The organism is Bacillus cereus group sp. BfR-BA-01380 (assembly GCF_022663535.1).
In the GTDB taxonomy this organism is placed as follows: Bacteria; Bacillota; Bacilli; order Bacillales; family Bacillaceae_G; genus Bacillus_A; species Bacillus_A cereus_BB.
Genome location: NZ_JAKUFS010000017.1, coordinates 53,924 through 78,247 on the forward strand (window position 1 = coordinate 53,924; position 24,324 = coordinate 78,247).

Here is a 24,324-nt window from a genome sequence, read left to right on the forward strand (position 1 = left end):
GATTCTCACTTAATCGAAAATCCACAAGATAAACCTCTTTGCTTGTGTCAGGTAATTTAATTTATTCTAATAAAGTGAAACTTTAATCAGCGGGGGTTTTCTTCATCCCCCACTGATTATTAGCCCTCACCAATCGGGCTTTTACGGGCAGTTTATCTCCCACCTAACTTCTTAAAAAAGGCGGAAGCGGCTCGCTCAGAATCGCAGGACGTTGGAGCACCCGACAGAGAGGCGCTTTTTGCCTCGTCCGAGGGGGCGAAACGACCGGAGATTCTAGCCGCTAGAGCTGGACAATGCTTTCGCCGAAGTTTGAGGTGGGAGTATTATTGCCCGTTAATGCGGGACAAAATACAGTTTACTACTCCTTAATATAAAAATATTTTGTTTTTACAAATAATACTCAAACATTTTTGCAACCTTTTCTTTCATTTTTTCTTTTATAGATAATTGATTGACGTCAGAGGATGTTACTCGCTTTGAATTTTGTAAGTCTTCATTAATGACTGGCTTTATTTTCGAAATATAGACAGGGTCATGGATATAACAGTTCATTTCTTCATTTAAATGAAACGAGCGCGAATCAAAATTCACAGTCCCAACCATCAATACTTTTTCATCAATCAAAAATACTTTACCGTGTAACACCCCTTTTTTATAACCATATACTTCTATTCCCTGTTTTAATGCTTTTCGGATATATGGATACGCTGCTTCTTTAACTAACAGTGCATCCGAATGAGGTGAGAACAAAATTTTGACACGGACTCCCCTCTTTCTTGCATCTATTAATGCGTTCCAAATCGTTCTGTCATTTGGTATAAAATAAGGTGTTAATATAATGATGGACTCTTTTGCTTGTTGAAACAGCATTGCATAATCTTGCCCAAGTTTTTCTCCGCTATAATATGCAGTAAATCGATGCGAGGTTGCTCCCTTTTCATTTATCTCACTGTGTATCGGAATCGGTTTCTCCGAGTTTTTCTTCCAGTCTAACACAAATTGGTGTTCTAGATCTTGAACTCCTTCTCCTCGTATTTGAAGGTGATAATCTCTCCAGTAGCCAAGTTTTTCTTTTTCTCCTAAATACTTCTTGCCAATGTTAAATCCGCCAATGTACCCAATCTTTCCATCAATAACTGAAATACGACGATGATTCCGATGATCCAAAGAAGCAGAAAGATAAGGGAAAGCAGGCTTATTGTAATACGTAAAATGTACTCCTTTTTTAACTAATAATTCTCTTTCCTTTTTCTTTAGTAAAATTCCACCTAGCCTGTCCACTGCATAGTATACTTCTACACCTTCCTGACTTTTTTGCCCCAATAACTCTAGAAACTGATGACTTACTTTATCATCAGCAATAGAAAAAAAGTTAATATGCACGTAATGTTTTGCTTTCTTTATATCTGAGAATAATTGATTGTTTAACTGTTTCCCGTCTGTATACATAGTAATATCACTTTGACGAATAGGGTATTGGCTAGGCTGCTGGCCAAATCTCCCACTTTTTTCAGCTGCTGTTCTGTCAATTTCATCCCAAACAAACAAAACAAAACATCCGCCGATAAATACAAAGAGGAGTACCCGGAAAGTTTTTCCTATCTTTTTCAACATATTTAATCTCCTTTATATATTATCGTTTTCTTTCTGTTAGTTTTTGTTATCGGGACAAAACTATTCCATATCCATCCATGAAACTAATCTTTACCATAGAATATATAAATAAATTACGTTCTTACATGGTAGATTTTTCTTCTGAATATTCTATTCACGTTAAGTTAACATAACACCACTTAACGCTATTCCATGTAGCTATTAGCTAAAAAAATCCTCTTTCGAATAATTAACTGTAAAATTCCTCATTCACATAACCCTAAAATTGGAAATCGTACTATGATAACAAAATAGGCATTCTATATTTTGAAGTACATTTACAAGGAGGAAATACTATATGACAGTAAGTACTAAACTTAAACAAACTATCGCTGGATTAAAGAGTGCTCAAGCATGCCTAGAAGGATTTGTTCTTGATACTGATAACCAGCAAGCAAAACAATTATATAAAGGTGCAGCACAACAAACTCAAGAAATTATTGAATCTTTAAATCCTCGTCTTCAGCAAATTGAACAAGAAGAGCCTCAGTACAAGTAATAACATAATACCTTTCACATAGAATATCGTTCACACGAAAGAGTGCTTAGCTTAAATAACGATTATCAAAATGATGATTACAATTAAAGGGTCTCACCACATCACTATCAAGATAAGAAAAGCAAGTATCCCAAAACAAAAAAACGTACATTTTCATCTGGAGATGTACATTTTTTTGTTTTGGGTGTGTTATAAAATTCTTAAGTTAATGTTTTGAAGTGTTGTGGATTTAAAAGTAAACGTAAAAAAATATACAATAAAAGTTGATTTTGGAGTTAGTTTTTGTTTACTTCACTTTTTCCCCTTCTGTGATTCGGGTAAAGCTTTTAAGGCTTCATCAAACTTCCGTCTGGCATGCGCCCAACATCCCACAAGGGTGACATCCGGTACTTGATGATAACCACTATATCCATCTACCTGTAAATACCCTTGAAAACCAGTTAAAAAACATTTCGGATGTTCCCCTGCTCTTGTAGGTTGATAGTTATAGAGAACGATAGGGATATCTCCTGTACGATATAACCACAGTTTGCCGTGATAAGAAGATCCCCATTCATTCAAAATGCTTTTCCTGACGATAAAGAGGCAATCCTTCTACATATTTTTGTGTCATAATATACGCCATAATCGACGGGGAAGCGATACTTTTAGGAAAGGCTGCTACAATCGGCGTGGATATCTCATTCACACTTACGACAAGCGTATACATAAATGCTAATTTTCACTATGTATCCTACCTACTCTGTTATCAATAATAAAACCTTTTCTTGATTTTATCGGATACCTTCAAATGCATAAAAGGCCTGTATGTTATCCTTATCACAATTCATTTGTAACATCTCAAATAAAGACGGCATGAATTCCTTTACGGTTTCACTATTTGCCCATCTAACTTCAACAATATCATGATCTGGATCATTAATGTTTATTTCACCATCAATAATCTTTGCATAAAAAGTAATGATTAAAGCATGATGACCTCGTTCTTCAAAGAGCATTTCCCTAACAGAATGTAATCTATCCACAGCAATATTATATCCTGTCTCCTCTTTTACTTCGCGAATTACAGCTTGTTCTAAAGTCTCATTTCCCTCAACTGCCCCTCCAGGAAGACCCCAATAAAAAGAATCACCCTTTATGTTTTTAACGATTAATATATTTTCATTATTATCATAAATTAAAGCTGAAACTACATTCACTCTTTTCAAAAATAACCCCTCCGTTAGAATTTATTTCATAATATCAACTAAATTGATTATACTAGAAGCAAAATTAAGAATAAATAGATTATTTATTCAAAGAAGGATTAAATGATAATTAGACAAGCTATTTCAAGCGATATACTTGAGTTAGCAGATTAAATGGAACAACTAGGTTATCCAACTTCTATCGAACAAATGAAAGTTAGATTTACAGTATTCAAGCTATTACTAGTCACTATACTCCCAGTTATAACGAAAAGGTTATCGGAATGATTGGATTTCATACCGATTTCCTTTATACACAAAACGAAATTTATGCTGGTGGAATTGCTTTTATAGTTGACGCCAACTATCGCAATAAAGGGATTGGAAGGCTTTTGCTAACTGATTATTGGGTATACATCACAACGGTGTAGGAATATTAATTTGTTCATCAAAATTTAATTCTACAAGCTGTCCAGCGTGAACTAAACCAGATCCAAAACCGTACATAAGAACTCGATCTCCATTTTTGACTTTTCCCTCACGGATTCCAAGGTCAAGAGCTAAAGGAATTGTTGCAGCAGAGGTATTTCCAAAGTTGACTAAGCTATAAAGGTTTTTTTTCAATGGGAATTCTAATTTTTCGCAAATCGGTTCTATCAGCCTTAAGTTAGCACTATGAGGTATAAACCAATCCACCTGATCTAAACTCGTTTGCGTTTTTTCTAAAATCTGTCTTATACTATCTGGAACATTCCTTACAACCCATCGAAAAACTTCCCTACCATTTTGTACAAGATATTGAGTATCGACTAATTCAATTCCATTGACCTTTTTTGATAGTCCAGGACGATATACATGTTGTGCTCCTCTCCCATCACTTCCTAGGTGGAATCCAATAAAGCTTTTTGATTGTTCATCCCTTTCAACTAATACCGCGCCAGCACCATCACCAAATAAAACACATGTACTTCTATCTGTATAATCCGTAATTTTTGAGATTGTGTCTGCTCCAATAACGAGTACCTTTTTGTGGAGCCCAGAAGAAATTAAACTGTTTGCTGTATGCAATGCATAAACAAACCCTGCACACGCTGCACTTAAATCTATGGCACCAGTTTGAGATATATTTAATTGGTCCTGTATTATACTGGAGACAGATGGGAATGGAAAATCTGGTGTGCTAGTAGCCACAATAATCATATCTACATCTTCGACTTTTTTATTATATCTGTACATTAAATCTTTTACGGCAGATACACATAAATCACTGGTAAATTCATCAGGGCGAGTTATTCTACGTTCATGAATTCCTGTTCTTTGAATAATCCACTCATTATTTGTTTCAACCATTTGCTCAAGTTCAAAATTTGTTAATTTCTTTTCAGGTACATAGGTACCAATAGCTGTAATTCTTGCTTTTGACCTCATTTATTTGTCCCCCTTTACTATTTTATACTTGATATTATAATCTAATATTAGTACCACATACTAATAACTGTCAATAATTTAAAATGAAAATAATGGTAATTAAATAACCACTTGTGAAAGTATAAAGGGGAGGGATTTATGCTCCATACTCAACAAATGAAAGAAAGTTTCCCTTAAACAAAAAAATCACCTCTTAAGATCGTGCTATCTCACGAGGTGATTTTTATCAAACTTTTTTATAAACCTACATTACAACTTAGCCGACTTCTTGGTTATTACCATCATTACTAATGTATAAAAGATAAAGATTCTTTCATCCACATTATTCTTCTGGCGTGATCCAAACAATTTGTTGCATCCGAATAAAGAACGGTGTATCTTCCTCTTCAATCACAATATGGTCTGGTTTAACGGCCCTTAACATGCCCTGCAAGCTGCCGCGCATTGTATCCACAACAACATTTTTCCCAACAATCATTTGTAACGTTTGCACAACATATGGATCAACACTAGAAACTACTTCTCCGCTCAACTGATAACCATTTCGAAAATCTCCGTACACATCTTCGTTTGTATTATCCATTATTCTCCCCCTCTTTCTACAATTCGTTTGTATTGTATGAAAGGAATTAGCTAGATGTGCCTATGTAAAAAAGAAACGAGATGCCATCATTTTCAGCATCTCGTTATGTTTCATAAGTTAGAAGGTTTGCTGCTTCTAGCTTATGATTTCCATTTATACGTCCAAAATTGTTCAATTTGCAACCGTTTTGTCGTCGCTGGATCCTGCTTTTTCAGCTTTGCTTCCATTTCTTCTAACATCGCTTCTGTTTGCGAACGATGCGCACGAAGCGCCGCTAATTTTTGCGGTAATACATCGCTTATATCGTTGACTACATCTGGTTTTCCTAATACTTCTTCACGATTTTTCGTAATAGCCACCGCGTGAATAACTGGGCGTTCTTCTTTTGGCATACGTTCTACTGCGCGAACAGCTGCGCGTCCAAATGCATTGTGATCTGGATGTACACCGTGTTCTGGGTAGAATGTGATGATTAAAGAAGGATTCACATCACGAATCACTTCTTCAATTTTATCTGCGACAAAATCAACGTCTTCAAACTCTAACGTTTTATCATGGAAGCCGAGTAAACGTAAGTCTTCAATTCCCATCGCTTGGCAAGCTTCTTCTAATTCCCGTCTTCGAATGCTCGGAATCGTTTCGCGATTCGCAAATACGTTTTTTCCCATGTTACGTCCCATTTGCCCAAGTGTTCCACAAGCATACGTAACAGGTACTTCATTATTTCGGTATTGACGAATTGTTCCTCCCGCCGCAAACGATTCATCATCTGGGTGCGGAAATACTACAAGTACATGTCTTTCCATAATCTCCACTCCTTATGCAAATGGCGTTAAACTTAATTGCAGCGCAACTGCTAAACGCCCTTTTTCATCATGACCCGCTAATAAAAGACGATTTTTCTCATCTTTTTCCCAATGTGTCACACCTTCTGCATATACCCAGCCGTGCTCCATTTTTAAACCTATGCGATATGGATTCGTCCCTGTAATCATACCGCGTTCAAAACGAATCACTGCATTACGGATGAACGCCCCAACTGTCATCGCTTTCTCATTTACATGCGAAGCATATGCACCGTTTGTCGTTTCTAAATGAAGATATACATCGTGATTTAGAAAACGTTCAATTTCACTTTGCACGACAGAAGTATTTGTAATTATTTCCATCGGATTTCACCTCTTCTAACCAGTTTACGAAAAAATAATGTAAATTGCTATCTCTTATAATAGAGGACAATGATTACTTTGCATACTTTTTTGCTTTTTTATTTTTTTATATTTAATACAGTATGTGAAATTATCAATCTTTTTTGATGTATTCCGCATTTTCATTTCTTTCTGTATGCGAATTTGCTACAATAAAATTTATGCAGAGGGATACATTTCGACATTTTTATACACAACTATGTATAAGATACTTAAAAAGAAGGTGAACACATTGGATCATTCAGCACATGAAGTTGCAAACTGGCAATATTATTTTGCCATTGCTGTGTTTTTAATTACATACGGCTTTATTATCTCTGAAAAAATTAATCGTGCTGTCATTGCTTTACTTGGCGGTGCCATTATGGTGATTATGGGAATTGTAGACTTACATACTGCCTTTACTACACATATTCAATGGGAAACAATCACTCTGTTAATAGGAATGATGATTCTCGTACATATTACAAGTCAATCTGGTGTCTTTGAATATGTGGCAATTAAAGCTGCAAAAGCAGCTGGTGGAAAGCCAATTCGAATTTTACTACTTCTCTCTCTCTTAACCGCAATTGGTTCTGCATTTTTAGACAATGTAACAACCGTTTTATTAGTTGTACCTGTTACATTATCGATTACACGTATTTTGAAGGTACCTCCTGTTCCATTTTTAATTTCAGAAGTATTATTTTCGAACCTAGGAGGAACAGCAACACTTATTGGAGATCCTCCTAACATTATGATTGGATCAGCAAATAAGCATCTTGATTTTAATGCATTTTTGCTGAATTTGGCACCCATTGTTGCTATTATTTCTGCCGTTACGTTGCTTATTATATATATCATGTATCGTAACAAATTAAAAACAACTGACGAACAAATTCAGAAACTGATGTCTTTAAACGAAACTGATTATATTCGCGATCGCAGCTTACTCGTTAAGTCTTTATCCATTTTAGGACTAACAATACTTGGATTCATTTTTCATTCTATTATTCATGTTGATGCTGCCGTCATCGCTCTACTTGGCGCTGTCCTTTTAATGCTAATCGGTGTAAAAGAACACGAAATAGAAAATGTATTTGCACATATTGAATGGGTAACGATTTTCTTCTTTGCAGGTTTATTCGTTCTTGTCGGTGCACTTGTTGATATCGGGCTTATTTCCTCACTTGCTAAAAAAGTATTGGACGTAACAAACGGAGATATCGGCTATGCATCTATCTTAATTTTATGGGTATCCGGGGCTGCTTCTGCCACAATTGATAACATTCCGTTTGTTGCAACAATGATCCCGCTTATTCAAAACTTAGCAAGCGGACTTGGACTTGGGGCAGATTCTCCGCAAGTTGAAGTATTATGGTGGGCATTATCACTTGGGGCTTGCTTAGGAGGAAACGGTACGCTAATTGGCGCTTCTGCCAACGTCGTTGTAGCAGGTATTGCGAAACGTGAAGGATGCGGTTTCTCGTATATGGATTTCTTAAAAATTGGATTACCATTAACAATTGTTGCACTACTTTTATCACACGCATATATTTATTTACGTTATTTAATGTAAGAAGGTTTGCAGCATGAGCTGCAAACCTTCTTTTTCACCAAAAGATACCAATAATTGCAAGAGCACCTAAAATTAAACCGCCAACTTGACCAATCATGGTCGGTGTCCATTCAATTCCCTTTTTCATTTGTACAACTGGTCTTTCATGCATCAATTGCTGCACTTCTGCTTGCAGTTGATGAATGGAACCATGCAACTCTTTCACAAGCTCCTTTAGTTCTACTATTTCTTCTTCAGCTGACTTCTTTTTTTCTAAATTCATTTTCAATACCCCTTTTAAATCAATAGATTAAATAATGTTGGATTGTGATTGATTTCCATATAACGTACACCTTGTTCTTCCATTCGCCTAATAAGAGGCTCATAGTCTTCTTTTTTCTGCAGTTCAATTCCAACTAGTGCCGGGCCATTATCTTTATTATTCTTCTTCGTATACTCAAAACGAGTAATATCATCATGAGGTCCGAGCACGTTATCTAAAAACTCACGCAGGGCACGTGGCCGCTGTGGAAAATTAATAATAAAATAATGTTTCAGTCCCTCATACATTAATGATCTTTCCTTTGTTTCCTGCATCCGATCAATGTCGTTATTGCCGCCGCTCACGATACAAACAACTGTCTTTCCGCGAATTTCGTCTCGGTATAAATCAAGAGCTGCAATCGGCAATGCACCAGATGGCTCTGCAACAATCGCATTTTTATTATAAAGTTCAAGTAATGTCGTACACACTTTTCCTTCTGGTACAGCAACAATATCATCTAGTATGTGTTTACAAATTTCATATGTAAGATAACCAACTTGTTGAACCGCTGTTCCGTCCACAAATGAATCAATCTGAGGAAGCGCGACAACCTCTCCTTGTGCAAACGCCTCTTTCATCGAAGCAGCACCTTCTGGCTCCACCCCAACAATTTTCGTTAAAGGACTAATCCCTTTTATGTATGTTCCAACGCCTGCCGCTAAGCCTCCCCCGCCAATTCCCATAAACATGTAATCAATCGCACAATCCGTAATGTAAAATTTCTACACCAACCGTCCCTTGTCCTGCAATGACATGAGGATCATCAAATGGATGAATAAATGTTAACCCATATTCTTCACAATATTTCACAGCCTGCCCATAAGAGCTATCAAATGTATCTCCTTGCAACATTACCTCTATGTATTCCCCTCCAAAAAAGCGTACTTGTGATACTTTTTGACTTGGCGTTGTATTTGGCATGAAAATTTTTGCCGGAATTTGTAATTTATGACATGTATAAGCTACACCTTGCGCGTGATTACCAGCGCTAGCGCAGACTACCCCTTTTTTTAAATCTTCCATCGGTAAATTACTAATACAGTTATAGGCACCTCGTATTTTAAAAGAACGAACAACCTGTAAATCCTCTCGTTTTAAATATACGTTACATTGATATTTCTCTGATAAAATCAGATCTCGCTCTAAAGATGTATTTCGAATTACATCTTTTAACGTATTATACGCAACGAGAATATCTTCAATTTTGATCATTTCTTTCACATGTTTCATATCTTTGACCGCCTCACTGTGAGATTTAAAAAGTTTTGCTTTACATTATACAGAATAATCTAAATTTTTCAAACCTTGTTTAAATAAAAAATGAACCAACATATACACTACGTTGATTCAACCTTTTATGATGACGTTTCCACTTTAATAGAATTGCTCTTTGACATGTACAAAGTTTATTCTTTTTATCTTATATAAAATGATCTCTTAATCAACCTCTTGTTCAGGAATAGACTTCCATCCGGTAGCTACGACGCCTGCTTCTAATCTAAGACCATGTACTACTTTTTCAATAAAAACTGTTTTCTTAGCATCACAATGTAAAACTGCGCGAATCACTACTTTTTTACTGTCTTCAATCTCTTCACTATATAGTTCTCTTAGCTCAATTTCTTCTGTATTTAACATTTGCATGAGCAACAACCTAATATGAACTTCATCTGTATTAGAGCACGTTACAGATAACATATAACTCATTTTCTCTGGCATTTGATCGGTTGATTTTTTATTCATAAATAGTGCAACTGGACGAAGGAAAATATTAGCTAATAAAACGCCAAATGCCCCTAGTATAGCTACTTTTAGAAAACCTGCTCCGACAAGAGTTCCGACAGCTGCAGAACACCATAATGTTGCAGCTGTATTCAATCCTCGAATACTAAAGCCATCCCGAATAATGACTCCCCCGCCTAAAAAGCCAATTCCACTAACAACTTGAGCTGCAATCCGGGTCGGACTCGATTCTCCTGTCACAATAACTGATAATAAAACAAACAAGCATGCTCCTAATGAAACTAGCGCATTCGTTCTTAAACCTGCCATACGATGAAGCCACTGGCGCTCTGTTCCGATAAGGGCCCCAGCAAATATAGCTACAAGTATACGAAGTGCCATCTCTTGTAACATCATTTTCTTCACCCCTATCTTCTAATCATAAATCTTACTCCTATTTATTCTTCTATAAATAACTGTCTCACTTCTTCATCATAATCAAATAAATCTGCATAGCGTCCCCAATCAATTAATACATCCAATTGTTTTTCAGATTCTTCTACATTATAATGTTGATTTAAAATTTCAATGAAAAACTCCCGGTTCATCGTTTTATTCGCTTTAGAATGCAAGACATTCACAACTGTTGCCATCATCGGGATATGTTCCAATACTTGTTTACGAAACAATTCTTTCCGCTCTTGTACAGAACCCTCCGCAAACAAATGCCCAACTTTCGTTAAAGAAATATCTCCATTTGTTGTCGTTGTAAGACATAATAAATCTGCTGCTTCAACAAGAGGAAGGAAATCTTCCAAGTCAAGCATCAGCTCTTCCCCAGCAAGCCGATATAAATCCATTTTCTCTTCTCCTAAATCTTGCAAAAGCTCAATAAATCCAGCTAAGGCACCTCCTGAAATCGTAGAAGGAACTTTCGCCCATTTTTTGGTATTCTTTTTCTCTACAACAACTTTTTCTCTTTTTGTAAGTAAAGAATACAAATGATCAACAATACTAGAAAAAATCGGATCTTCTTTGTCCCTTGGACGTTTCATCGTTATTGAAATATCACTGATAATACGCGCCGGATCTCGTGATAATACAATAGCTCGGTCTGACATATAGACGGCTTCTTCAATACTATGTGTTACCGTAATGATTGATTTTGTTGGAATTTTTCTTTCAAACCATAGATCTAAAATATCATTTTTAAGATTCTCAGCAGTTAATACATCAAGCGCTGAAAAAGGTTCATCCATCAGTAAAATATCTGGTTCCATCACTAAAGCACGCCCAATCCCAACACGTTGGCGCATGCCACCAGATAGCTCTTTCGGATACGCATTTTCAAATCCTTCTAAACCAATCATTTTCAGAATTTGATTTACCTTTTCCTTTTTTTCATTTATTGACAAAGAAAATGTTTCTAAACCTAATTCAATATTTTCTTCTACAGTTAACCACGGAAATAGTGCAAAAGATTGAAATACCATACTGCATCCCGGATTAATTCCCTCTATTTTTTGACCATTATATTGAACAATTCCTTTAGAAGCAGGAACAAGCCCAGCAATAATACGCAATAATGTTGATTTCCCCGATCCAGAAGGACCCAGTATAGAAACAAACTCTCCTTCTTGAATTTCAAGTGTAATATTTTCAAGAACAATTTTATTTTGAGATTTTTCTTTTTCATATAACTTTGTTACATCTTGTACTTTTATTAGCGCTTGAGACATAAGACTTTCCTCCTCTAATCAAGGCGATATTTTGTTTCAGCCATTGTATATAATTTCCTCCAGAAAAATCGATTAAACAAGACAACAATGAAAGCCATGATAACAATTCCCCAAATAATATGAGGCCAGTTTCCAGCAGTTGTAGCTTTTGTAATATAAGACCCAAGTCCAGTCGCAACAAGATCATGATTTTTCCATGAAACAAATTCCGCAACAATACTAGCATTCCAAGCCCCGCCACTCGCTGTAATCCCTCCTGTTACTACATAAGGAAAGATACCTGGTAAAATTAATACTTTCCATGTTTTCCAAACTGATAATTTTGACATTTTAGCAGCTTCACGAAGATCAGAAGGAATTGCCATTGCCCCTGCAATAACATTAAATAAAATATACCATTGTGTTCCAAGCATCATAAGAGGAATCGATCCTACTTCAAAATTCACTCCATATTTCACATATAGAATAGTTAGAAATGGAAACGCCATATTCGCTGGAAATGAAGATAAAATTTGAACAATCGGCTGCATAATTCGAGATAATCGTGGATGAAATCCAATTGCTACTCCGACAGGTATCGTCCATAACGCACCTAGCAACGTAGAAATACATACACGAAACAATGTTAAGCATCCTAACCAAATGACATGCATCATCTCTTTTATACTTAAGGTTGCCATAAATTTAATTCCTTGCACAGTATACATACCCAAACACATAACCGCACTTATTATAAGAACAATATAAATAAAACGAAGCAAGACAAAATTCACTTGTTTCTTTGACGTTCCTATTTTTTTATTCCTTGCAAATCGTTTTCTCATTTGAAATATCGTTTTTTTCCGTATAAGTAACATTTGTTCACTTAATACTTGTACAAAAACAGCTCGCTTTATAAGTGTAAGAACCCATGAAGTTTGTACATTTGTTGAAGTTGTCTGTTCATTTCGAAATTTTTGTGACCAAGCAACAATTGGACGCCAAAATAATTGATCAACGAGAATAATAAGAACCACCATTGTAAGAATTGCATATAAGATAGCTTTCATATCTCCTTTATCAATTGCAGACGCCATATAAGAACCGATCCCAGGTAATTGAATATTCTTATTCAAAACGGATATCGTTTCAGATGCTGCAAGAAAAAACCATCCCCCGCCAAAAGACATCATACCATTCCATACGAGCCCAATCATGGCATGAGGCAATTCTAACTTTGTAAATCGCATCCATCCATTTAAACGACTCATTCGAGAAAACTCATATAAATCTTTCGGAACAGTTCGTAAAGAATGGTAAAAACTAAACGTCATATTCCAAACCTGTCCAGTAAAAATAGCAAAAATAGACGCGCACTCTACACCTAATAAAGAGTTTGGAAATAAGGCCATAAATCCAGTTACAGTTACCGATAGAAACCCAAGTACCGGAACAGATTGTAAAATATCAATAACCGGAATCATAATACGCTCTGTCCACCGATTTAACACAGCAATTTTACTGTATATAAGTGTAAATAATAATGATGCCCCGAGAGCTAAGAACATCCGTAGTAAGGATCTCCCCGCGTAATAAGGTAAATTTACAGGATTCAAATCAATAGTTTCTTTTTGCTGAGCTGAAAAATGGATTGTCATTCCCTCACCTAAGTCAATAACCATATAAAATAAACCTATAATAGCCAGCAATACAATAATATCCGCCCAACTAAAGCGCTTTTTCTGTTCTTGAACAGAGAATACAGATGTCTTCATCATTTTCCTCCTTGTCACATCAAGGAATACCTCTTTCATTCACCGTTAAGCGGTGAGAAAAGATAAGCATGCCTCTCTAATTAATATATGCTCGATTCCCCTATCACCATCCATCTTTTCTCACCTCCAAGCAATATAAAAAACCCCTCTCACAACAAGAGAGGGGCATACTTAAACAAGGCTAAAATATATATATTCTTACCCTACCTCTCTAGTTGAGCTTTGGCACTATACAACGTAGAGAAGTAAATCTCAGCCACCTTAAGTAAAGCCTTAATCCGACAGTACCTGTTCTACCCATTGGCGTCTTTCGACATTTCCGGGCAGTGGCCTATGTTTGTATAGGAGCCTCGCCTAACGAGGAATCTATTCATTTTCTATAATGACAATAATCTGTTTAATAAGAACTGTCAATCCTTAATGGCACATATAAGTATGACATTTTTTTGTCTAAAATATGTTGAAAATTATATTTACACTTAAACTGCTTATGTTCATTTTCTTATGCTTAGCATGAAAATAAAAGCAACACATGAACTGTGCTGCTTTATAACTAATATTGTATTAAAGTTTTTCATTACTTTTTCGTCTCGTTAGAATAATAAAGCTAAGCATCGCACCGATATGACAACAAACAATCGTAATCCCCATCGGTACAGCTGTATGCTCTCCTTGAATCCCAACTAAAGGTGCTACTACAGCGCCAGAGATAAAAGGTAACAGTCCTAATAAAGCTGCGGCACTTCCTGCTGCTTTTTGCTGATTTTCCATCGCTAACGTAAATCCAGTCGTCCCAACAATCCCTACGCTAGAAACAATCATAAAGAAGCAAATTAACACCCCTATTAAAGAAGGCGCCAATAAAATAATAAAAAGAAGAGTTATGCCCCCAAACAATGCGAAAAGAAGTCCCGTTACTAACAGAGTACGTTCATTCATTCTTCCTGCCAAACGCCCTGTAACTTGCGACGCAATAATGATCCCAAAACCGTTAATCGCAAAAAATAAACTATATAATTGCGGTGAAGCACCAAAAATGTTTTGAATCACAAACGGTGATCCTGAAATATATGCAAACATCGCCGCTGTAATAAACCCTTGCGAAAGTGCATATCCCATAAATACACGATCTTTTAATAAGCGTTTATAATGAGATAGGCTCTCTCCCCATCCACCTGCGGTTCTTTTTTCTTCGTGTAATGTTTCCGGCATTATAAAAATGACACTTAATAGCATAAGTCCACTTAATATACCTAATACAATGAATACCCAGTGCCAAGAAGCAAAGCTTAAAATTTGCCCCCCAATAATAGGTGCGAAGATTGGAGCAGCTCCGTTTACTAACATTAAAGTAGAAAAGAATTTCGTAAGCTCCGATCCCGTGTATAAATCTCTCACAATCGCACGCGAAAGTACAATCCCCGCTGAACCGGCTGCACCTTGAATAAAGCGTAATACAATTAGTACCCATACAGACGGTGTTAGCGCACATAAGAATGACGCAACCGCATAAATAACAAGGCCGATTACAATTGGTTTTTTCCTTCCTTGACGATCACTCCATGCACCGACCCACAATTGACCTAACGCAATTCCTAACAAACATGCAGTTAAACTTAACTGCGTAAGTGCGCTTGTCGCGTGCAAATCGTTTGTTAAAGATGGAAAAGCTGGAAGATACATATCAATAGAAAGTGGTCCAATCGCAGATAAACTTCCAAGAATGATCGCTAAAATGATTCGCTTATCTTTTGCGACTTGTACTTTCATTTGTAATTCTGTTTGCAATCACATAACCTCCTTTTTCCCCCGCACTAACGTGCAGAATGAAGAAAACTTCCATTGCTAGAAGCTTCATTTTATGTTTCAAATTACGTATATCCTTTTCAACTGAATCACTTCACAAGAATATAGAATAATCAACACGACGTAACTATTTCAGTTACAATTATATTTATTGTCAATACATTTACCCGATATTTTTCCAATTCAAACATATATAAAAGGATATCAACAAATGTCGATATCCTCTTACCTTCTAGATTTTCAGCTCACTTTCCTCTATATTCAGTGTTTTTCGACCACTCACCTTCTAGTTTGTACCAATACCTCGCGCTGCCCAAATACGATCGATTTCCGCACCGTGCTGTCCTCCATAAAGAAGAGCATCCGCTTGTTTAATTGCTCTAGCACCATCATGGAATGTAGCGTTAGGAGTAAGAGACCAATGCGATTGTAAAATCATTTTTGTCGCAACATCTCGACCAAAAGCTTGCGCCATGTCATACTCACCTTGCGACCATATTTCGCCGTCATCATGAACTTCATTTCCAATATCTTTCGGATACACTTTGTTATTATCTAATCTGCGAAGGCAAGTTGGATTCGTATTGGAATAAGAAGTCGAATCCCATTCTCCAATACACGCTTTTCCATAACCTGTATCTGATACAGCATCTTCATAAGTAGCTCCCAAGAAATCTCCAAAGCCTTCTCCCATGGCTCCGCCTTCCGGAGAATCCCCAAATCCAGGAACTTGATTATCTTGAATAGAATGACCATATTCATGAGCAATAATCCCTGCATCTTCCGCATCATCAACTCCGCCAGAACCGAATGTCAGTGCCTTAGTCGAAGGAGAATAAAAAGAATTATCTGCTGTAGATGTATTTACATTTGCTTTAATAGAACGGTTGTTAATATTATTAAACCCAAGTTGTTGGATATATCGTTGCAAAGTATCAATGTGATAATATGCCATAACATCTTCAAATCTATCATTTGAACGTGTGTAATTATATTGAAAAGAGGCAGAATACGTTTTTACTTTCGACGCAATCGTCACATAATCTCCAACCAAATATCCTGACCCGTTGAGACCTTTTAAAGTGACCATTTTCAATTGGTTATTCAATGCAGTTGAATCTGCGTCATTTTTGTCAGCTAATCCAGCCAAGCTTCCACTCGTTACTACAGGATTTGGCAGGAACACTTTCCCTTGCCCTTCTACTTTTCGGTTTAAGTCTTTTTTCTTAAGCATATTTCCGTTTTCCGCATCAATAAATGTTTCCCATGCACCGAACGGCTTTTGAGAATGGATGACGACTCGATACACTGGAATTGCCACACCTTCTTCGATTATATATCCGAACTCACGCGTAGTCGGAGCCCATAAACTTGTATCTTCTGCTTCAATATACTGAGTCGATTTACCTTCTGCTTCCTTTTCGCTCAGCTTTTGTTTAATTTGTTTGACACTCTGTACAGGAAGGTAATCTGAAACTGCTAATACACCTTGTCCTTCTTTATTAAGCGTAACTGTTACTTGTCTAGAAAATACCGGAGATCCATTTACTGTTTGTTGAAATCTAACATAAGTTGCCACCTGTGTATCTGTCGTAGAAACATATTGCAAATCTGACAAATCCGACTTCAAAGCATACTGCGCAGCATTCGCTTTTAAATATTCGGTTGCCTGTACTTGAGGCGAAACTACCTGTACCTTTACTTGTGTTTCCTCTACTGCCGAAACAGTGGACATCATACCAAAAACCAAAGGAATTGCCGTTGCAATCGCGACAACTTTTTTCAACAAAACTATCACTCCCTCAATTTTAAAATTATTTCGGACGTACGAATAATTCTATAGGAGCTAATATTTTACCTTTCTATTTTATATAGACTTAACGAATGAAAGATTTTCTCAATAATTTTGCATAAAAAAGGAATATTTCAAAATCTATTATTTATAATATATAGACATAACCTCTTTTTTATAACCATTTTTACAATATAAATAACAATAAAATTATGTTAATATTATAAATATTCTTTATAAAAGGAGCATACAAATGAACGTTTCATTAGTAAAACCTACACTTGAACTACAAAGCGAATACTTAAATTTTTATCAAGAATGGAAAGATAGCGGCGAAAATATGGTGCCGTGGGTCATTAGTAAAGACCCATCAGACTTTCGAGGAATGATTCAGTTTCTAATCAATTCAGAGAAAGGTGAAAATCTTCCTGAAGGTTGGGTACCTGATTCTACTTATTGGTTAATTACCGAACATAAAAAAGTGGTAGGTGCTGTAAATATACGCCACCAGTTAACAGAAAAACTATTGCACTCTGGTGGACATATCGGTTATGGCATTCGTCCTTCCGAAAGACAAAAAGGATACGCTACGATTCTATTACGTTTAGCATTGGAAAAAACGAAAAAACTGGGCATTGAAAGAGCGCTTCTCGTCTGTGATGAAAGTAATATCGGTTCTGAAAAAACCATTATCAAAAATGGCGGAATATCTGATTCAAATTATATCGAAGAAGATGGAAATGTCGTAAAAAGATATTGGATTGAACTATAACGTATAAAGGGACGATCCATTTATCCCGCTATTTGTGGGCAGTAATACTCCCACCTCAAAATTCAGCGAAAGCATTGTCCAGTTCCAGTGGCTAAAATGTTCGGTGGCTTCCACATTTCTTTGTTGTCCAGCTCTAGCGGCTAGAATCTCCGGCCGTTTCGCCCCCTCAGATGAGGCAAAAAGCGCCTCTCTGTCAGGGGCGTGGGCGTCCTGCGATTCTGAACGAGCCGCTTCCGCTTTTCTTAAGAAGTTAGGTGGGAGATAAACTGCCCGTAAAAGCCCAATTGGTGAGGGCTAATAATCAGTGGGGGATGAAGAAAACCCCCACTGATTAAAGTTTCACTTTATACAAAAATCTTTAAAATGTGAATATAAAAAGGCGCTTCACAAGAAGCGCCTTTTTGTATTCATCATAATTCATCTAGTTACTTCAATTCACATCTTTTTAGAAACTTCCTAGAAAGAGTGCAATCTCTGCACCTATACAGTACGTACCTCTGCAACTAATTTCTGACCATCTATGTACATAACAAGCTTCACTGGGTTATCGCTTGTGTTCTCAAATACTAAATCTAAATACGGATATGCAATCGTTGCATCTCTGCCTTTAGGCACATAACCTACTTCTTTAGAATGTGTTGATCTCTCTACCATTTTTAATCCCGCTTGATCTGCAGCGTTAAACAGTGTAGAAGAAGTTTGGCATACACCACCGCCGTATCCATCAACTAGTTTACCATCTACAATCTCTTTCCCTAACTGATAACCTTTATCAGGTGTTGTATCTCCTACTAAAGCGTTAAAGGAAAATCTATCTCCCTTTCCTAATACAACCCCACTGACAGTGCCTGAAGATACACGAATATTTTCTATTCTACCACCAGTAGAACCCCCTAAATTCGTTTCATATCTCCCAATTACTGTTCCATTTTCTCTTCCAGCCTCTGGTGTTGCTACAGGCTTTTTCTCTACAATCGGCAACTGATAAGAAGAATCCCACATTCCAGCATTCATCAACTTGTCTATTAACTCTTTTTCCATTAATTCGTAAGAAGGCTTTCCTTCTACCCATGTACCGTCACTCTTCATACGAGAAGGAACCATCTTTGTATCTACACTCTTTGCCATCTCGCTAGCAACCTTAGCAACCTCTTTTTTAAATGTCTTTTCATCTTCGAAATAACCTAAACTTGCTAAATTTATATTTTTTACTTCTTTTCCAGTTCTACCATCTACTAAACTTATACTTTTATTTACCTCTCCTTTTGCTTCTACAGCATGATCCCCTGCCCCGCTTACTAATGCAACTTCGTTGACTTTCCCACTGCATCCACTAACGACACTTAAGCATAATGTACCTAATACTAAACTTCGAAACTTACGTAACAATTTACTCTCTCCTTCTATTCGCTATCTTTTTTTCATTTCAAACAATTCTATGTATGTATAATTACATTACTTTTTTATATAACTTCTATGTATTACTATGTAAATACAAATTAAAAAATCGACATAAAAACCCTCTTTCTCTTTAGGCCGGCGAGGGCATCTAGCCATGCATAGAAGCGGTCATGTTGTATTCTGCATAGCAGCGACTTATAAAGAAAAGCGGAGCCGACTGTTTAGGCCCGTTGGCTAAGGTTCTTTCACACACAGAAGATTCTTAGACTTGAGGGCCTAGGAGGCAGAGCTAGACAAAGATGGCAAAAAATAAAAATGGATATATATAGCATATTTCTTCATATTTTAAATTACTCTTTTCTTTCATAAAAGTCTACAAATATTTCCTTAAAAAATTCTTAACTCTGCTAAAAATCCCACCAACGCACCCATCCAGTATATACCAAAAAATACATGAAGACAATTTTTATACAACCTATATTTTATTATATCAATATTACACAAAAATGTAATGAATAATGTTTCTAAAAAAATAAGATATATTATACATATGTGTTCGCCCTGTCAATCATTCGCACTTACACATATGGAAGCTTCTCACACTACTTTAGGGCAGTAAGAGCCCGACTGGGCAGGCTTTCCATCAGCGAGAGACCACTGGTGAAAGTTTCACTTTATCCCGCATTAACGGGCAGTAATACTCCCACCTCAAAATTCAGCGAAAACAAAGAAGTTAGGTGGGAGATAAACTGCCCGTAAAAGCCCGATTGGTGAGGGCTAATAATCAGTGGGGGATGAAGAAAACCCCCACTGATTAAAGTTTCACTTTATTAAATTGACGAATGTTTTCTCCATCTCTATACTGAAAAGAGTTAACGAAATGAAACAAGGTGATAATCATGGATTTTGAAATAAATTTCCTTTCCTTTTACGTCGTACAAGTAGACGGACAAGGTGAACAAGCAGACAAACGCTATAAACATTTTCAAACATTAGATGCTGAAGAATACGAAGACAGTCCATTAAAAGACTTTCTAGACGGTGAATTATTAAAAATTTCGAAACGAAAAGTAGACCGTCACCCAAAAAGCGAACAAGTCCCTACAAAAATTGGTCGCTTCATTGTTGAAGTTGGGCATGAATTCGATTCTAACCCGAACTACAACCTTTTCAACCGCATTCGGTTTGCAGAAACGAAAGAAACATTTAAAGATACAAATGAACCACTCGTCTATACGTATATTGATACAAGCGCTGTACGCGGCGGTGTATTTCTCGTTGTCCAAGCAAAGCTTCGCAAATACTTCGACGATCCGTTCGTCTTTGTATTGAAATGTGACTTCGAGCCAAAGGTTGCATCTATTTCTGATGAGGCAACGCTAATTCGAAATGTTGAAATGGCAATCACAACGAAAAACATGAAGTCAATTCAATATCCATACATGCCAGAAGAAGGCATCGTGGAAGTAGGCGAACTAAAAATCCACCAAGCATCACACGCCCGTTACTTCGAAGACTTCTTAAAATTCGTAGAATACGAGCGTTCCATGCCAGAAATTATGAAAACACACGTCATGGATATGGTATACGACCAAATTGAAGACGTGTTTGAAGAAGGTACAGAAGAACGGGAACAATTTGACCAAGCAATGGAAGTATGGGCTGCGAGTCCAAAGCGTGAAATTATGGAACACTTCACAACAGAAGAAGTTATGGAAGCTACCGCACAAATTGTGGAGCATACCCCTGAGTTCGAATTAAAACTAAAGGCAGATCATATTTCTGTGAAAGCCTTGCTTGCGGATTTCGGAGACCAGATTCATATTGCGAAAGTTAATGATAAATATGTATTGATGATTGAGGCGGATACGCTTACGTTTGAAAAAGGGTTCTCTCCTATTGAGTTTTTGAAGCCTGATGAGCTGCAAGATGTAATTGAACGGATTGAGAAGAAACAGCAATACCACGGTATAGGAGCAGAAGAATAAAGTCATTAAAACAATTTTGAACGTTTTAGTGAATCATTAGTGACCAAAATATGCTCTTTAGCTTGTTAAAAAATTTATTTATTAATAAAAAATGAGTGCATGTTATAAATACACGCACTCTCTCCTCTTATCATGTTTCTATTTCCAAATCAACTTCCGTTTCTATACATTACATGTTCAACCTTGAATCCCATACTGAGTCATTACTCCCTCTATATATCCACTTTAGACATATAAGTCGTTGCCGTGCAAAACACAGCATAACCGCTACTTGCTTTCTTTTTTTGTTTTAAACGTTGTATGTGGTAGGAAATGGGCTTGACTGTTTCTATGTGCGGTAAGATGGTCTTGTCCGCATAAAGTGAAACTTCCATCAGCGGAGAGTTTTTTCATCTCCCACTGATGGTTAGTTGAACCAATCGGGCTTTTACTACCCGTTAATGCCGGATAAAAAGAAAAGGTGGTTTCTGTCAGTTTTCAACTTATATATAAAGGCATTCAATCGAGGTTCTACATATTGCCCATAAAAGAGTAATAGATTCTTTCTATCTTTGAAACCATTACATCTTGAGTTAAATGTTGTCGTGAATAGGCCTCTGCCTCTCTTCCTAATTGTTCACGAAGATCCTTATTCGTTAAAAGCAATTCAAGAGCATCGACAAGTTGTTGCACATTGCCTGGTTCACAAATGATCCCTGTTATTCCATTTTGAATCATTTCTGGTATACCGCCGCAGTTTGTTGTAATAATAGCTTGACGAGAAAACATAGCTTCGATAATTGAAATTGGAAAGTTATCGTTAATGGTAGGTAAAACATAGATTGCAGAAGAAGCAAGAATTGCTGGTATATCTGTTCTTCTGCCAAAAAATCTAATATTATCAAGACCGAGCTGTATGACTTGATTTTCTAGTTTTTCTCTCATAACACCATCACCAACAATCCATACCTCTACATGAGATACATCTTGTTGAACTTGTGAGAGTGCTTTTAGAAGAATATCATGACCTTTTCTAGGTGAGAGGCGAGAAACACAGGAAATTACAAGATTGTTATTACACTTCAGTTTAGATATAAAATCTTGCTGAAAATGTATACCTGTATGAACAGTAATCAATTGCTCTGTCTTTGCTCCGTATTCTTTTAAAGGAGGATGAAAGGAATTACTGATCGTTATGATTTGATCAGCCGCTTTTATTCCCTGTTTTTCAATTTCACTGAAATACACTTCTTCAATTGATCCTTTTTTTATTTTATCAAATTTTAATCGACTTTTTGTAAAATGCCCATGCGGTGTAAAAAAAAGTGGTTTCTTATATTCTAGGTTTAGTTGCGCTAATAAAAAGGCAGAGAATAAATCTTGTGCATGAAACACATCATATTGCTCTAGGCTTCTTTCTCTTAAGAAAGACTTAAACACATTCAAAAAACTCGTGTTTTTTATAATTTTTTCATTCACTGTACCATATCGTTGTAACATAAAATCTCTTGCGCATTCTGCAGCCTTCGGAATGTCTTGTTCTAAATGAACTGCTGTCATTTGAGTAGGAGAGATGACATCTACGTCATGATCATACCTTTCAAAGCCTGTTTTTAAGGTCGTGATATAATTTGATAATCCGCCTGTATTAGGATATTTCAAAAATGTTACATAAAGAATTTTTAATTTTCTGTTTTCTGTAAATATGCTATCTTTTTTAATCCCAAACGTCTGAAACGGTTCAATTATATAATTATGATCTATTTGATAGTATTCATCCATGACTTTTAGTAGGCTCACATGAAAAGGATAAATGAATTCATTTCGCTCTTCCTTTGTTGTATTCAGAATCATCTCCTCCTCACTCTACTAATGATGAAAGTTGTATATACTATAAACCTAATTCGCTTCCCCAGGTAGAAATTTTCTCAAGGTGATACGGTAATAACTCACCGCCGCGGTTATCAAATATTCTTCGTAGCTGGGTATGCAGCCCCTTTTCTAATGTTCTCTGCAAATACGCCATTTTATAAAGGTCAATTGGCTTTGTTTTAAATGTAATGCCATTCTTCTGCATTTCTTTTGCATAGACTTCCACACAATGTGTACGAATTTCTTCTGCACTACTTTGCCAATCCTTTCTGAAACCTAATAAAATTTCAACTAGAACAACCATATCAAACCAGACAGGTGCATATTTAGTTGACTCCCAATCGATAAACTGAATATTCCATGGTGCATTTTGTGTCACATTATTACTGCAAATATTTTGCATATGAAGATCGCCATGCGTTATCGATGAGCCATTTTTAAATAGTTCCGGGAAAAAATCCGGTCCCTTATTACATAGTTTTACTAGCGATTTATAATAAGGTTTAATGATCCCCTTTAACCGGTCGTCTTTCATTCCTGCATCGAGAAAATCAATCGTCTTTTCAATTTGTTTCATTCGCTCATTCCTCATTTGACTCGATTCATAAATAGGAAGCCAAGATTTCCAAACATCTTTCTGCTTTTTAATATGATCTTCAAATGTGTGTGCGTGAAGTTTAGCAACAGTGGGAATAATGTAGTCAAAATGTTTCGGAGAGAAGGTAATTTGACCGCGTATTTGACGCACAAATTCCATGAATATCCAAGTTTCATTTCCAGTTTGTTCAATATGATATATTTCAGGAAGAAATTCTTTCATTATAGGATAAGCTCTATCGTACATATTAATCTCTATTTCATTTTTGTAATCTGCTGAATTATATATTTTTAAAACAATAGAATCGTAATTAGCTTTTGATTGAATAAATAATTTGTAAATGCTACTTCTTCTTGTTGATTTTAAACACTCTATTTTATCGGGATTAATTGTAACTCTCTTATCCATTGAATAAGAGAGTTTTTCTGCAATTTTTAATTTTTCCAAATGACGGGATAATGCTTTTACCTCGTACAATGTG

General features: G+C 36.3%; 20 protein-coding genes, 2 pseudogenes and 1 riboswitch. Of the genes and pseudogenes, 5 read left to right on the forward strand and 17 right to left on the reverse strand.

The window, feature by feature from the left end:
- Positions 1 to 387: 387 nt before the first annotated feature.
- Positions 388 to 1,614: a phospholipase D-like domain-containing protein gene (locus MR076_RS16205; RefSeq protein ID WP_242222249.1), complete on the reverse strand. Its 1,227-nt coding sequence runs from the start codon at positions 1,612 to 1,614 to the stop codon at positions 388 to 390.
- A gap of 337 nt (positions 1,615 to 1,951) precedes the next feature.
- On the opposite strand from MR076_RS16205, the gene MR076_RS16210 reads away from it, so the two are divergent.
- Positions 1,952 to 2,152 (forward strand): DUF1657 domain-containing protein, encoded by a 201-nt coding sequence (locus MR076_RS16210; RefSeq protein WP_003198197.1) that lies wholly within the window; start codon positions 1,952 to 1,954, stop codon positions 2,150 to 2,152.
- Positions 2,153 to 2,452: 300 nt separating this feature from the next.
- Here MR076_RS16210 and MR076_RS16215 read toward each other — a convergent pair.
- Positions 2,453 to 2,880 (reverse strand): annotated as a pseudogene (locus MR076_RS16215) (IS66 family transposase); the annotation flags it as partial.
- Between the two features lie 45 nt (positions 2,881 to 2,925).
- Complete coding sequence (locus MR076_RS16220; RefSeq protein WP_313897343.1) at positions 2,926 to 3,351, reverse strand: NUDIX hydrolase; 426 nt, start codon at positions 3,349 to 3,351, stop codon at positions 2,926 to 2,928.
- A gap of 272 nt (positions 3,352 to 3,623) precedes the next feature.
- On the opposite strand from MR076_RS16220, the gene MR076_RS16225 reads away from it, so the two are divergent.
- On the forward strand, positions 3,624 to 3,770 hold the full coding sequence (locus MR076_RS16225) for a GNAT family N-acetyltransferase (protein ID WP_242222252.1): 147 nt from the start codon (positions 3,624 to 3,626) through the stop codon (positions 3,768 to 3,770).
- Here MR076_RS16225 and MR076_RS16230 read toward each other — a convergent pair.
- The 4 genes from MR076_RS16230 to MR076_RS16245 all read right to left on the reverse strand — a co-directional run bounded on the left by MR076_RS16230 (position 3,757) and on the right by MR076_RS16245 (position 6,519).
- Positions 3,757 to 4,767: a ketoacyl-ACP synthase III gene (locus MR076_RS16230; protein WP_242222254.1), complete on the reverse strand. Its 1,011-nt coding sequence runs from the start codon at positions 4,765 to 4,767 to the stop codon at positions 3,757 to 3,759. The genes MR076_RS16225 and MR076_RS16230 overlap by 14 nt on opposite strands.
- A 322-nt stretch (positions 4,768 to 5,089) precedes the next feature.
- Entirely contained in the window at positions 5,090 to 5,350 is a 261-nt protein-coding gene (locus MR076_RS16235) for a YuzF family protein (RefSeq protein ID WP_242222257.1), read from the reverse strand.
- A 140-nt stretch (positions 5,351 to 5,490) separates the two neighbouring features.
- Entirely contained in the window at positions 5,491 to 6,156 is a 666-nt protein-coding gene (gene bshB2 / locus MR076_RS16240) for a bacillithiol biosynthesis deacetylase BshB2 (protein WP_242222259.1), read from the reverse strand.
- A 12-nt stretch (positions 6,157 to 6,168) separates the two neighbouring features.
- Entirely contained in the window at positions 6,169 to 6,519 is a 351-nt protein-coding gene (locus MR076_RS16245) for a YojF family protein (protein WP_242222261.1), read from the reverse strand.
- A gap of 271 nt (positions 6,520 to 6,790) precedes the next feature.
- On the opposite strand from MR076_RS16245, the gene MR076_RS16250 reads away from it, so the two are divergent.
- Entirely contained in the window at positions 6,791 to 8,116 is a 1,326-nt protein-coding gene (locus MR076_RS16250; protein ID WP_242222263.1) for an ArsB/NhaD family transporter, read from the forward strand.
- 34 nt (positions 8,117 to 8,150) lie between these two features.
- Here the strand turns inward: MR076_RS16250 and MR076_RS16255 are convergent, their stop codons facing one another.
- The 7 genes and pseudogenes from MR076_RS16255 to MR076_RS16285 all read right to left on the reverse strand — a co-directional run bounded on the left by MR076_RS16255 (position 8,151) and on the right by MR076_RS16285 (position 17,179).
- Positions 8,151 to 8,378, reverse strand: a complete 228-nt coding sequence (locus MR076_RS16255) for a hypothetical protein (protein WP_242222265.1) — start codon at positions 8,376 to 8,378, stop codon at positions 8,151 to 8,153.
- A 14-nt stretch (positions 8,379 to 8,392) separates the two neighbouring features.
- A pseudogene (ilvA, locus tag MR076_RS16260) lies at positions 8,393 to 9,650 on the reverse strand (threonine ammonia-lyase IlvA).
- Positions 9,651 to 9,857: 207 nt separating this feature from the next.
- Positions 9,858 to 10,559: an MgtC/SapB family protein gene (locus MR076_RS16265; RefSeq protein ID WP_242222267.1), complete on the reverse strand. Its 702-nt coding sequence runs from the start codon at positions 10,557 to 10,559 to the stop codon at positions 9,858 to 9,860.
- A 41-nt stretch (positions 10,560 to 10,600) separates the two neighbouring features.
- Positions 10,601 to 11,881, reverse strand: a complete 1,281-nt coding sequence (locus MR076_RS16270) for an ABC transporter ATP-binding protein (protein ID WP_242222269.1) — start codon at positions 11,879 to 11,881, stop codon at positions 10,601 to 10,603.
- 14 nt (positions 11,882 to 11,895) lie between these two features.
- Positions 11,896 to 13,635: an ABC transporter permease gene (locus MR076_RS16275; RefSeq protein WP_242222271.1), complete on the reverse strand. Its 1,740-nt coding sequence runs from the start codon at positions 13,633 to 13,635 to the stop codon at positions 11,896 to 11,898.
- A 200-nt stretch (positions 13,636 to 13,835) separates the two neighbouring features.
- Positions 13,836 to 14,004, reverse strand: a riboswitch (M-box (ykoK) riboswitch).
- 195 nt (positions 14,005 to 14,199) lie between these two features.
- Entirely contained in the window at positions 14,200 to 15,405 is a 1,206-nt protein-coding gene (locus MR076_RS16280) for a multidrug effflux MFS transporter (RefSeq protein ID WP_242222318.1), read from the reverse strand.
- A gap of 322 nt (positions 15,406 to 15,727) precedes the next feature.
- The gene (locus MR076_RS16285) at positions 15,728 to 17,179 is read right to left on the reverse strand and encodes a M36 family metallopeptidase (protein ID WP_242222319.1); all 1,452 of its coding nucleotides are present in this window, start codon (positions 17,177 to 17,179) and stop codon (positions 15,728 to 15,730) included.
- 307 nt (positions 17,180 to 17,486) lie between these two features.
- On the opposite strand from MR076_RS16285, the gene MR076_RS16290 reads away from it, so the two are divergent.
- Positions 17,487 to 18,005 carry a GNAT family N-acetyltransferase gene (locus MR076_RS16290; protein ID WP_242222272.1) on the forward strand — a complete coding sequence of 173 codons (519 nt, stop codon included), beginning with the start codon at positions 17,487 to 17,489 and terminating at the stop codon, positions 18,003 to 18,005.
- 480 nt (positions 18,006 to 18,485) lie between these two features.
- On the opposite strand, the gene MR076_RS16295 is transcribed toward MR076_RS16290, so the two are convergent.
- The gene (locus MR076_RS16295; protein ID WP_242222273.1) at positions 18,486 to 19,394 is read right to left on the reverse strand and encodes a VanW family protein; all 909 of its coding nucleotides are present in this window, start codon (positions 19,392 to 19,394) and stop codon (positions 18,486 to 18,488) included.
- 911 nt (positions 19,395 to 20,305) lie between these two features.
- On the opposite strand from MR076_RS16295, the gene MR076_RS16300 reads away from it, so the two are divergent.
- Positions 20,306 to 21,394 (forward strand): DUF3900 domain-containing protein, encoded by a 1,089-nt coding sequence (locus MR076_RS16300; RefSeq protein WP_242222275.1) that lies wholly within the window; start codon positions 20,306 to 20,308, stop codon positions 21,392 to 21,394.
- 510 nt (positions 21,395 to 21,904) lie between these two features.
- Here MR076_RS16300 and MR076_RS16305 read toward each other — a convergent pair.
- Entirely contained in the window at positions 21,905 to 23,227 is a 1,323-nt protein-coding gene (locus MR076_RS16305; RefSeq protein WP_242222277.1) for a glycosyltransferase family 4 protein, read from the reverse strand.
- 37 nt (positions 23,228 to 23,264) lie between these two features.
- Positions 23,265 to 24,320 carry a phosphotransferase gene (locus MR076_RS16310; RefSeq protein ID WP_396021707.1) on the reverse strand — a complete coding sequence of 352 codons (1,056 nt, stop codon included), beginning with the start codon at positions 24,318 to 24,320 and terminating at the stop codon, positions 23,265 to 23,267.
- Between the last annotated feature and the right edge of the window lie 4 nt (positions 24,321 to 24,324).